Raw genomic sequence first — 11,346 nt, 5'->3', positions numbered from 1 at the left:
GGCCACGGGGCGGCGGCGGTACTGGCGGCGGTGGCGCTGGTGCTTTCGGTCATCCTCGCGTGGCGGCGGCGCACCGGGCTGAGCCGGTCGGTCGCCGCGGCCTTCGTGGGGCTGGCGGTCGCGCTTGGCTGGGTCGCGACCTATTCGGTCTCCATCGTCTCCTTCGAGATCATCCCGGTTTCGTCGGTCACCTTTACGGGGCCATCGACGGATACGCTGATGGGCTTGGTAAATTCCACCACGCTGCCGCCGGGGTTCGGCGTCGGGTTGGTGCCGGGGGTGTTCGCGGGGTCCGCGCTGGCCGCGATCCTGAGCCGGGAATTCAGCGTTCAGCGCTTTGGCACCGATACACCGATGGAACGCTACCTTGTCGGCGCTGTGCTGATGGGCTTCGGCGCGATGCTGGCGGGGGGCTGCGCGGTGGGCGCGGGCATGTCGGGCGGCGCCGTTTTCGCCGTGACGGCCTGGGTCGCGGTGTTCTGCATGTGGCTGGGCGCGATGGCGACGCATGTCGCCCTGCAACGGATGGGCATGACGGTGGCACGGGGCCAGCCGGCCGAATAACAACGGCACGACCGCGATTTTCCGTGTCCGTTTCGCGTCGGCGTTGGGTACGTTCCGGCCGGGCCGCGGTCCAGAGCGGACAAACCAAGGCCCGGCATCCCGTTGCGGATACCGGGCCGGGATGGCCGGTCAAACGCGGGCCATCGTTGGGCTATTCCCATTCCATCTGTTCATAGACGCGGCCGGCGTTCTTGGTCGCGAGTTCCTCGAACGTGTCGAGATGGGCATAGGGCGACTGGTCGACGTAATAGGCATCGCTGAGGTCGCCGCCCGAATCCAGATGCGCGCCGATCTTGCCGCGCAGGTAAACGAGGTAATCCCTGGTATAGCGGCTGACCTGCGCCATGTTGGTCGGGTGGCCGTGGCCGGGAATCACGTAGGTGGCTTCCAGCGGTTCGAACTCTGCCTCCCACGTGTCCAGCCAGTCGGCCGTGTAGGTGTGCTGGAATATCGGCAGCAGGCGTTCGTGAAAGGCCATGTCGCCCGAGATGACGAGGCTTTGATCGGGCAGCCAGACCACGATGTCACCGGGGCTGTGCGCCGGCCCGAGATAGCGCGCCTCGATCCGGAATTCGCCCATCTCGACGACGTAGTCCTCCGCGAAGGTTTCGGTCGGGGCGACGACGGTGGTCTTGTCGGCGCGGTCCTTGGTGACACGCTGGGCCGCCTGCAGGGCGGAGCCGCCGTATTCCGCGATCTCGTGGGCCGCGTCCTCGTGGGCGACGATCGGCACGTCCTGTTCGGCCCAGTAGGAATTGCCGAGCATGGCGTGGCCTTGCCCGTTCTCGTTGAAGACCAGTTTCACGGGCTGGTCGGTGATCTGGCGGATCTCGGCGTGCAGCGCCTTGGCCAGCCCGTAGGAGGCGCCACCGTTGACCACCACGACCCCGTCGCCGGTGACGATGAAGCTGAGGTTGTTGTTGTGGCCTGCGTTTTCATAGGTGGGCGGGGCCGTGGCGCCGATGGCCGACCAGACATGCGGGATCACCTCGACCGGCTCATCGTAAAGCAGGGAACCGGGATACTTGTCGGCGATGTCCTCGGATGCCAGCGCCGGCGCGGCGACAAGCAGTGCGGTCAGGAATGCAAGCGGTTTCACGGTTCAGCCCTCCGTCACGAAGCGATAGGCGCCGTCCGCGCGTTCGACGCGGCCGATCCCGCCGCCGGGCAGGTGAAAGCCGATCATGCGCATCCGGTCGGTGGCGAGCTGATCGAGCAGGCGCTGCCGGGTCTTGATGCCCATGTCCTGATCCTGATCGGAGCCGCTGGGCCACTCGGGGCGTTCGAAGGCCACGTGCCCGTTCACGATCGCGTCGCCAACCACCATGAGCGACTCGGACCCGTCGCGGATCTCGTAGGACATGTGGCCGGGCGTGTGCCCGAAGCTGGCATGGGCCATGACGCCCGGCAGCACCTCGTCGCCCGCATCGAAGAATTCGCAGGCTGCCTCGATGGCGTCCATGCGGCGCTGCGCGCCCACCGCGAAGGCCGCGCGCGCCTCCCCTATCGTGTCCACGGTGTCGGGATCGCGCCAGTAATCCCATTCCGTCCGGCCGAAATGATAGGTCGCGTTGTAGAAAAGCGGCTCGTCGAAATCGTCCAGCACGCCCCAGAGGTGATCGGGATGCCCGTGCGTGAAGATCACGTCGGTGACGTCACCGGGGGCCAGCCCGGCGGCCTCGAGCGCGCCGGGCAGGCGCCCGGCGCTTTGCATGAAGGCCGGCCCGGACCCGGCGTCGAACAGCACGATCCGGTCCCCGTGCCGCATCAGCGTGACGTTGCAGGGTGGTTCGACCTGATCCTGCGGGATACCGTGGCGCGCGAGTATCTCGGATAGTTCCGCCTCGGGCAGGCCGCCGAAAAGGAAATCGGCGGGCAGGGTCAGGTTTCCGTCCGACAGTGTCGTGACGGTGCGGGCGCCCAGCGTCACCGTCTGCGCGGCCCATGCGCGGTGGGCCAGCGGCATGGCCGCCAGCCCCATCAGGACGTTTCGGCGTGTGGTCATGATATCCTCCCAGACATTCTGTTAACTGAATATTTCCAGATAAGTTCGGAAAAGACAAGCCACCGCGGGGGCCGCGCGGTCAAGCGACCTGTTGGCCGATCGTGGCGCCGACCGCTTTTTCCAGCGCATCGAGCGCGTCCGAAAGTTCGTCCTCGGTGGCGATGAACGGCGGGGCGAGCAGCACGTGATCGCCATGGCGGCCGTCGCGCGTGCCGGGCATGGGATAGCAGATCAGCCCCTCGGCGAAGGCCGCTCTCTTGAGCTTGCCGGCCAGCCCGAGCCGCGGGTCGAACGGGGCCTTGCTGCCGCGGTCGGTGACGAATTCCATCCCGCGGAACAGGCCCCGGCCGCGGATATCGCCAACATGCGGGTGCCCGCCGAAGCGGCGGGTCAGTTCCCGTTCCAGGAAATCGCCGCGTGCGCGGACCTGCGCGACCAGATCGCGGTCGCGTATTTCGTGGACAACGGCAAGGCCCGCCGCGGCGGCGGTGGGGTGGCCCACATAGGTGTGGCCGTGCTGGAAAAACCCGGTGCCGCCGGCGATGGTGTCGTGGATGCCGCCGGTGCACAGCATCGCGCCGAGCGGTTGATACCCGGCGCCGAGCCCCTTGGCGATGCACAGGATGTCGGGCGCGATGCCCTCGGCCTCGCAGGCGAAAAGGTGGCCGGTCCGACCCATGCCGCACATGACCTCGTCAAGGATCAGCAGCACGCCGTACTTGTCGCAGATCTCGCGGATACGCGTGAAATAGCCCGGCACCGGCGGTACCGCGCCCAGTGTCGCGCCCGAGACGGTTTCTGCCATGAAGGCCATCACGGTGTCGGGCCCGAGGCGCAGGATCTCATCCTCGAGTTCCTGCGCGACGCGCGCGCCATACGCGTCGGGCGTCTCGTCCGCGTGACGGTCGGCGTAGGCATAGCATGGCGCGATGTGGCTGACCCCGATCAGCAGCGGGTCGAACTGGCGGCGGCGCCATTCGTTGCCCCCGGCGGCCAACGCGCCCAGCGTGTTTCCGTGGTAGCTTTGCCGCCGGGCGACGAGGTGGCGGCGCTGCGGTTCGCCGCGGTCGGTGAAGTACTGGCGCGCCAGCTTGATCGCGGCCTCGGTGGCCTCGGACCCGCCGGAGACGAAATAGACGCGGTCCAGATCGCCCGGCGCCTGCGAAATCAGCAGGTCGGCCAGCGACTCGGCCGGTTCGGAGGTGAAGAAGCCGGTATGCGCGAAGGCGACCCGGTCGAGCTGATCCTTGATGGCCTGCGTGACGCGCGCATTGGAATGGCCGAGGCAGGACACGGCGGCGCCGCCGGAGCCGTCGAAATACCGTTTGCCGGTGCTGTCGATCAGGTAGCAGCCGTCGCCGCCGACCGCGGTCGGCAGGTGGGCGGCGCAGTTGCGGGGAAAAACATGGCTCATGCCGTGATCCTTTCCAGTCGATCGACAAGCGCCGCGACCGAGGCGGCGTTGTCCTTGTGCGGGGACTTTTGCCCGTCTTGAAGGCTGTTCTCGAACCCGACGCGCAGGTCGCCGCCCGCGCGGGCCGCGGCGATCAGGCAGTCATGTTCGCGCGGGCCGAAAGCGCAGAGCATCCACGTCCCGGCCCATGACGGCACGGGCCCGAAGGCTGCCAGATCGCTCGGCCGGGCTGGGCGCGGCGGGCTGTAGCGGCCCAGAACGAAAATCACCGATGTCTGGTCCTCGCGCACGACGCCGCGCGCGCGCCAATCCGCCAGCAGAGCCAGGTCGGCGGGTTCGTAGACGATGTGCTGGACCTCGGTACGCTGCTCGGCGCAGGTACCGTAGGCCGCGTCGGCAAGGTCGGGATCGCGCGCGATTTCCCGCGCGGCGACGGAGGCCCAGCCGGGCCGGACCGCGCGCAGCGTCGCGAGTTGGGTCGCCACGTCGAAGCGGCCGCCCGATTCGGTGGTGATTTGCAGGCGCAGGTCGGGCACGGCGCGCGCCAGTTCGTCAAGCGTTTCGCGGTACCGCCCCGGATCAAGCGAATGTTGTCCGTCATCGTCGCGCACATGAAGGTGAAACCCCTGCGCGCCGGCGTCGTGACAGGCAGCCGCTGTTTGGACAAGCTCGTCGGTGCTGACGGGCAGGGCCGGGTGGTCGGCCTTGCCGCGCCGGGCGCCGTTGGGCGCCACCATGATGAAAGGGCGTTTCATGTCCCGCTCCCCGCGTGGTTGCAGGCACTAAAACAAACGTTTCAATTGTTATCAATAAATAAAACAAACGTGGCAAATTCCTGCCGCCGGCCGGGGCGGGCCGGCGGCGCAGTGCAGGCCAATCAGCATTGTGCCGCGACGGCCTCAGCCCCCGAGATCGACCATTTCACGCCGGAACCAGTCGGCCTCGATCGCCTCGGCGGGGCGTTCGAAATTGCGCGCCGCCATGTGGCCGGACCACACCGCGTCGGCAATCAGGCCGGGCATCGCCGCGTCGCCGATGATTTCGAGGTGGCGGAAGCCGGTGGCCGAGGCGACGAGATCGGCGTGAAGCGCCGTTTCCGGCGCGCGTTCGGTCACCAGCAGCACCTGATCACAGGCCAAGTCGCGCGCCGTGCCCGTGTGCATGCAGGCCAGCCGGGCCGTGCCGGCCCCGACGGCGGTCAGGGCATGGGCCGTCGTGATGGCCACGCCCGACCCCGCCAGCCGGGCATGGACGCGTGACTGTTCCAGCGTGTGGTCCGTGAAGGCCGAGACGATGGGCGCCGGGGTGGCGTAGCTGACCGTGCCGCCCGCCGCTGCGAGTTTCTCGGCCAGCACGGCGGCGAGGTAGCCCTGGTCGTCATCGAAGACAAGCGTGCTGCCGCCGGGCACGTCCCCGGCCATGATATCGTCGGGGGTGAGCACCCGCGCCCCGTCGGCAATGGGCATACCGCGCGGGGCCGTGCGGCCGCGCCCGTCGCGACGCCACGTGCTGCCGGTCGCGAGGAAAACATTGGGAATACCCAGTTCGGCCACCTGCGCCGCGTCCAGCGGGCTTTGCAGGAACATGTCGACATTCGGGCGACGGTGCAGGTCGTGCAGGCGATGATCGGCCACGCGGCCCCATGCGCCAAGACCCGGCAGGGCGGATTCGCGTGCCACGCGGCCGCCGGGCGCCTCGCCGGCCTCGGCCAGCGTCACGTGATAGCCGCGGCGTGCCAGTTGCATCGCGCATTCCAGCCCAGCCGGCCCGGCGCCGATCACCAGCGCGGCCTCCTCGGTGGCCCGGGGCGTGATCACCTCGGGGTGCCAGCCGCGGCGCCATTCCTCGCCCTGCGTGGGGTTCTGGGTGCAGCGGATCGGCACGCAGAGATTGTCCGCCGAGACGCAGACGTTGCAGCCGATGCATTCGCGGATGTCCTCGATTCGGCCTTCGCGTATCTTGGCGGGCAGGAAAGGGTCGGATATCGACGGGCGCGCCGCACCGATCAGGTCGAGCGTGCCCTTGCGGATCAGCCCGACCATCATGTCGGGCGAGGTGAGCCGGCCGGTCCCGACCACGGGTTTCGAGGTCACCTGCTTGACGAAATCGATATAGGGAATCTGGTAGCCGTCGTTCGGTTCGAACCGGGTAGTGAGGCTGTCGTTTTCCCAGCCGGCGACGTTCACGTCCCACAGGTCGGGCATCTCGGCCAGCATCTCGACCACGGCGCGGCCTTCCTCGGCGGCCTGCATCCCGTCAGGGCCGGCCATTTCATCCACGGCGAAGCGGAAGGCCACGGCACATTCGCCGTGCAGTTCCTCCAGAGTGTCCTCGAGCAGTTCGCGGGTGAGGCGCAGGCGATTGCCCAGGCTGCCGCCGTATTCGTCGGCGCGGTCGTTGTAGTGCGGCAGCAGGAACTGGTGCGGCAGGGTCATGTGGTGGCCGGCATAGACATAGACGATGTCGAAACCGGCCTGCCGCGCGCGCCGGGCGGCGGCGCGGTGCCAGCGGCGCAGGGCGGCGATGTCGGACTTGTCCATGCCGCGGGCCTGCTTGGGGTAGCCAAGGTGCAGCGCCATGTCCATCGGTCCGAGCGCGGGCGCGCGGCTGGTGAGGTTCTGGGCGTGGTGGCCGTTATGCGCCAGTTCGATCCCGGCCAGTGCGCCGTGTTCGTGCACGGCGTCCGTCATCAGGCGCAGCGCGGGGATGTCGCGGTCGTCCCAGATGCGCTGCTCGGCGGATGGGGACAGATCGGATGTCGGGTGGATCTCGGTTTCCTGCGTGCAGACCGTGCCCCAGCCGCCCGCCGCCTTCATCCCGCGATTGGCGGCCTCGGCGCGGGGGTGGACGTGGCCCATGCCGTTGCAGTGGGGCACCTGGTAGAACCGGTTCGGCGCGGTGACCGGGCCGATTTTCAAGGGGTCGAAAAGGATGCCGTATCTGCTGGCGTTTGACATGCGCGCTCTCCTGTGTGGGGCCGGGCGGGGCCGCGGCGGTTTTTCCTGTCCGGGTCGGGTGAGCCGGTATTGCCCGGATTGTCCAGCGGCCCGCGGGCCGATCAGCGCAGGCGGGTGAGCGGCACGCTGGCTTGGCCGTTGGTTTCGGGCTGCAGGGTCTCGCAGGTCACGGCGCCGGCATCGCCGCCGCGTGCGCAGGCGATATCGCGGCGGTGGATATAGCCGCCATCGTCGCAGGACAGGTTGCCGCCCTCGCCGAGGATCAGGCGGTTCCGGTTGTCAATGCGGGCCTGCACCGGCCCCTCGCAGACCGAGCCGTCATCGCCGCGCATCACCTGCCGGCCCTCGCCACGCGCGTTGAAACACATGTGCCAGTCCGGGTAGGACACGATCTTGCCCGTATCCACGTCGCGTGTCCGGTAGCTGCTGCCGAGCGACCAGCACCCGTAAAGCGTTTCCAGATCGCCCTGCCGCCATGCGCGGTCGGGCAGGGGCGTGTCCGGATCGGGCAGGACGGCGGTGCATTGGCGCGCGGCGAGCCGCGCCTCGGCCCGGTCGATCCGTTGTTCCAGCACGGCGCGGTCGGCGGCCAGCCTGTCCAGCCGTTCGCGCCTTTCCTTTTCGGCCGGGGCGGGACAGCCGTCGAGCTGCGACAGCCACGCCACGTCGAGCGCGCAGGCCCTGAGCGCCGCATAGCCCGCCGCCGCGGTCAGGCACAGCAGCCCGACCGCCCCCGCGATGACGAAAACCCTGACGAGATGAGACATGGCCGCGCCCTTTTGCCTGCCCCCGGTCGGGGCCGAGTCGGAGCTTAACCCGATCGGGCCGCCGCGTTCAATTTTTCCACCGCCAAGGCGTTGGATTTCGCGGGCGGGTCGGGATAGGCTTGATCGTAAAACGGTAGCGGGTGACGTGATGCGCAGGGTGGTACAACGTTTCATGGCAGGGGCGGCCCTGTGGATGGCTGTTGCCGGGGCCGCGGGCGCGGAGGCGGCGCGCGTGCTGTGGTGGGACGGCTCCCCGCCCTATCCGAACGCGACGAACGCCGCCGACCGCGAGAAGATGGCGCGTTTCCTTGACGGGTATGGCGGCGGCGGCGTGTTCGACGTGACGTTCAGGCATTCGCGCCGGCAGGGCGCGCTTGCCATGCAGATGGACGGACAGGGCTATGACATCGTCGTGCTCGACGTCACCAGCAAGACCGTGCCCTTCGGCGCGGGCGACATGGCGGCTGTCAGGGCGTTCTACCGCGGGGGCAAGCGCGCGTTGATACTGGACGGCACGCTGTGGATACGCAGCACGCGCACCACGCCCGAAACGCGGTTTCCCGGCCCGAACGGCGCGGCCGGGGCATTGCTGGTGAACCAGGTGATGGCGCTCAAGGAACAGGGTGGGGGCCTGCTGGTGGGCACCGATCACGATGAGTACCAGGCCGGGGCGAACCGGATCGTGGACGCGCTGCTGCCCGGCGTGGCCTTCAGCGGCCGCACCAACCCGTCGCGCGACGGTGATTTCGTGGGCGACGTGCTGTTGCGGCAGGCCGAGAGTGCAAGGCCGATCGACATCCTGCGGCATTGGGAATCGGTCCCCAGCCAGGCGGAGGCGCCGGTGGGCACCTATCGCGATTTCATGGGTAACGCGGTGACGCTTCACGCGCTGGTGGAAACATCGGACAAGCCCGGCGGCCGCCAGAAGCGCCCGTATATCTCGGCCAGTTTCCCGCCGGGCGACAGGCGCACGGCCATTGACAGCGACACGGCGCCCGAGCCCGAGGGCCCGCCGATGCCCACCCGCAAGAGCGTGGTGGAATGACGGGCGCCTTGCGGGCGTGTCTGCGGGCGGGCGGTTCAGCCGTCGTCGGCCTGGTGGCCGGGCTGATGGTAACCGTCATGCCCGAAGGTGCGCAGGCCGAGCCCACGCGGCTGTTGTGGTGGAGCGCGAGCGTGTCGGAGGCCAAGGCCAACTCGACCGATCGCCGCGTTCTTGCGCGGATTCTCGACGGGGTGGACGGCGGCGGATCGCATGCCGTGACCTACGAGTTCGCTACCCTGTAGCCGGATGTTGCTGACTGGCCGTGTCAGCGCCCGATGGCGAGGGTCAGAAGGTCCGGCGCGCTCATGTCCGGCATGTCGCGGTAGGTTTCCAGATCGGCCCAGAAGAGCCGCAGCATTTCCAGCATGTCCACCTGTTCGGCCGCCACGAGGCCCTGCGTGAGGGTCTGGTAGGCGCGGTCCAGATTGGCCGGCGGCACGTCCTGCGACAGGGTTTCCAGCGCGGCGCGGTAGGATAGCAGGTACGTACGCCGACCCTCGCGCAGGGTGGTTATCTGGTCGATGTTGTTGCGGAACGCGGCGAGGAGCTGTTTTTTCTGCCTGCCCGCCGCGATGCCGATCTGGTCGCGCAGGGTGCGGATCCGCAGCTCGATCTGGCGGATGGCGCGGCTGTCCTCGATCAGGGTCTCGACGAAGGCGGCGCCGCTGATGAGCGTGGACCGCGCGGCCTGCCGCATGGAGTTGGCGGCGGCTTCCCGCGCGCGGCGGAATTCGAGTTGCAGGTCGCTCAGGGCCTGCTTGCGCCGGGGGTCGATCTCGTCCTCGATGAGGCCGGCGAGCAAGCCCTGCGGCTCGGCCTCGGACTGTCGCGTTTCGCTGTCAACGCGGTCGCGCCACTCCTGCCGGATGGTGTCATAGGCCGCGTCGGAGACAACATGCGCGCCGATCACGAAACGCGCCCCGAAAAAGGTGCTGTCGAGCGCCTGACCGTCGCGGGTGCTGAACATCGGATATTCGCGACGCTGCGCGGTATAGACCCCCGCCGGTTGCGTGTCGATGGACCCGCCACGCGTGACCATGCCGCCCACCTGCCCGTGCGCGCGGCCCACCGCGTTGAGTCGGAAGGGTTCCAGCATCAGTTCCTCGGCATTGCCGTAGATATCGAAAAGCCCGGCGGGATTGGGCGCAAGCAGGCCGACCGGCCGCAGCCGCCCCCGGCTTTGGCCGGCTTTCTGGACATGGGCGTAATCGGTGAGCTTGCCCGCGTCGAAGAAACGGCGGCCGGGGAACAACGTGGGGTCGATCCGGGCCCCGCCGCGCGTGGCGTATTCCCATTCGGGTTCGGTGGGCAGGCGCACGAAACCCGTGCGCCCGTTCTGGCTGGGCAGGGCGTCGGGCGCGTTGGCCATCAGCCATTCGGTCATGCGGCGTGACAGGTCCACCGCCTCGAACCAGCTGAGCCCGCCCTGCGCGAAGCGGTCACGGCGGGTGAAGGGGGCGGCGCAATCGCCGGCAAGGGCGCGGTACTGCGCGGCGTTCATCTCGTACCGGGCGATGTAATAATGGCTACCGCCCGATCCGGTGCCTTCGTCATCGGTAAAGGCGCCGCGCAGGAAGGCGGGCCTGAGGTAATCGGAAAATCCCGTGCTTTCGCCGGACTGGCCCATGCGAAAGCCACGGTCGGCGATCGGGTCGTCGGCCTCGACCGGGACGGAGATGCGCTGGAACGCCATGCCGCCCCCGCAGGGAAGCGGCAGGACCAGGTCGGCCCCGCCGGCCGGGTCGATCAGCTCGTCATCCCACGCGGGCGGGGCGCCGGTCTGTTGCGCACCGGAAAGCGACGGCAGCAGCAACGCCGCAGACGTCGCGCAGGCCAGCAGAAAGGTGCGGAACCCGGTCATCATGTTACCCCCTCGCGCAGTATCGCCGCCGGTTCGGTCCTCAGCGCGGCGCGCGCGGCCAGCAGCGAGGAGATCATCACGAAGCCCGTCACGGCCAGCGCGATCAGCCCGGCCTGCGCGCCGGTGATGCGCACCAGCCCGCCCGCGTCGGCCAGCCCGCTGTCGAACATCGATTCGGCCGCCAGCGCCGCGAGATGAAGCAGCGCGAAGGAAACAGCCAGAGCCACGACGGCTGACATCAGCGCCTGAAAGACCGGGAATATCCACAGCCGGTTGCCGCCCAGCCCCATCAGCGCCAGCGAGGCGAGCGTCTGGCGTTTGCGCGCAACCTCGCCCCAGAAGCCGAAGATCAGCGCAGCCGCCAGCCCGATCGAGGCCACGGCGGCGGTGAGAAGCAGCGCGAGATCGAGGTTGCGACCCAGCCGGAGCACGTTCTGCACGCGTGCGGTACGTGCCTCCGTCGAGATGCCGAAATGCGATTCGACCCGGTTTTGCAGCGCGGCCAGCCGGTCGAGCGAGACGGCGTAGATCCGCATTCCTTCGAAGTCGGGTTCGCGCCGGTCCAGCGGTTTGCCCTGCGTGATTCCGTGGTCGGGCAGGGCGTAGGCGTCGTAGAACGCCTCGACGAGGTCGAGCACGGCGATATCGGTCAGCACGGCGTTCTTGTGGCGCTGCGGCTAGGCATCGGCCAGCGGGCCGGATGCATCCTGTTCGAGATCGCGCACCGCTATAG

General features: G+C 68.6%; 11 protein-coding genes. 3 read left to right on the top strand and 8 right to left on the bottom strand.

Translation table 11 applies throughout. From position 1 onward, the window contains the following. The coding region (locus tag ACH107_RS25025) for a YeeE/YedE thiosulfate transporter family protein (RefSeq protein ID WP_412508282.1) at positions 1–564 on the top strand (564 nt) is incomplete at its 5' end. Between the two features lie 151 nt (positions 565–715). Here the strand turns inward: ACH107_RS25025 and ACH107_RS25020 are convergent. The 6 genes from ACH107_RS25020 to ACH107_RS24995 all read right to left on the bottom strand — a co-directional run bounded on the left by ACH107_RS25020 (position 716) and on the right by ACH107_RS24995 (position 7,707). Next, positions 716–1,663, bottom strand: coding sequence for an MBL fold metallo-hydrolase (locus tag ACH107_RS25020; RefSeq protein WP_412508280.1), 948 nt, complete (start codon positions 1,661–1,663; stop codon positions 716–718). A 3-nt stretch (positions 1,664–1,666) separates the two neighbouring features. Continuing rightward, positions 1,667–2,569, bottom strand: a complete 903-nt coding sequence (locus ACH107_RS25015) for an MBL fold metallo-hydrolase (protein WP_412508278.1) — start codon at positions 2,567–2,569, stop codon at positions 1,667–1,669. Between the two features lie 79 nt (positions 2,570–2,648). Next, complete coding sequence (locus tag ACH107_RS25010; protein ID WP_412508276.1) at positions 2,649–3,983, bottom strand: aspartate aminotransferase family protein; 1,335 nt, start codon at positions 3,981–3,983, stop codon at positions 2,649–2,651. Further along, positions 3,980–4,738, bottom strand: a complete 759-nt coding sequence (locus ACH107_RS25005) for a 3-keto-5-aminohexanoate cleavage protein (RefSeq protein ID WP_412508274.1) — start codon at positions 4,736–4,738, stop codon at positions 3,980–3,982. The genes ACH107_RS25010 and ACH107_RS25005 overlap by 4 nt, the downstream gene beginning before the upstream one ends. A gap of 144 nt (positions 4,739–4,882) precedes the next feature. Continuing rightward, on the bottom strand, positions 4,883–6,940 hold the full coding sequence (locus ACH107_RS25000) for an FAD-dependent oxidoreductase (protein ID WP_412508273.1): 2,058 nt from the start codon (positions 6,938–6,940) through the stop codon (positions 4,883–4,885). Positions 6,941–7,041: 101 nt separating this feature from the next. Then, on the bottom strand, positions 7,042–7,707 hold the full coding sequence (locus tag ACH107_RS24995; protein ID WP_412508272.1) for a hypothetical protein: 666 nt from the start codon (positions 7,705–7,707) through the stop codon (positions 7,042–7,044). A 148-nt stretch (positions 7,708–7,855) separates the two neighbouring features. On the opposite strand from ACH107_RS24995, the gene ACH107_RS24990 reads away from it, so the two are divergent. Further along, a complete protein-coding gene (locus tag ACH107_RS24990) occupies positions 7,856–8,752 on the top strand; it encodes a hypothetical protein (RefSeq protein WP_412508271.1) in 897 nt (298 codons plus the stop codon). Between the two features lie 8 nt (positions 8,753–8,760). Then, positions 8,761–8,994, top strand: coding sequence for a hypothetical protein (locus tag ACH107_RS24985; RefSeq protein WP_412508269.1), 234 nt, complete (start codon positions 8,761–8,763; stop codon positions 8,992–8,994). A 23-nt stretch (positions 8,995–9,017) separates the two neighbouring features. On the opposite strand, the gene ACH107_RS24980 is transcribed toward ACH107_RS24985, so the two are convergent. Next, entirely contained in the window at positions 9,018–10,616 is a 1,599-nt protein-coding gene (locus ACH107_RS24980; protein ID WP_412508267.1) for a formylglycine-generating enzyme family protein, read from the bottom strand. Beyond that, positions 10,613–11,269 (bottom strand): hypothetical protein, encoded by a 657-nt coding sequence (locus tag ACH107_RS24975; protein WP_412508266.1) that lies wholly within the window; start codon positions 11,267–11,269, stop codon positions 10,613–10,615. The genes ACH107_RS24980 and ACH107_RS24975 overlap by 4 nt, the downstream gene beginning before the upstream one ends. Positions 11,270–11,346: the final 77 nt, after the last annotated feature.

It is taken from the genome of Roseovarius halophilus (ex Wu et al. 2025) (genome assembly GCF_047086965.1).
Note: the sequence above shows the minus strand (reverse complement) of the source record. Positions and strands in the feature narration are given on the sequence as shown.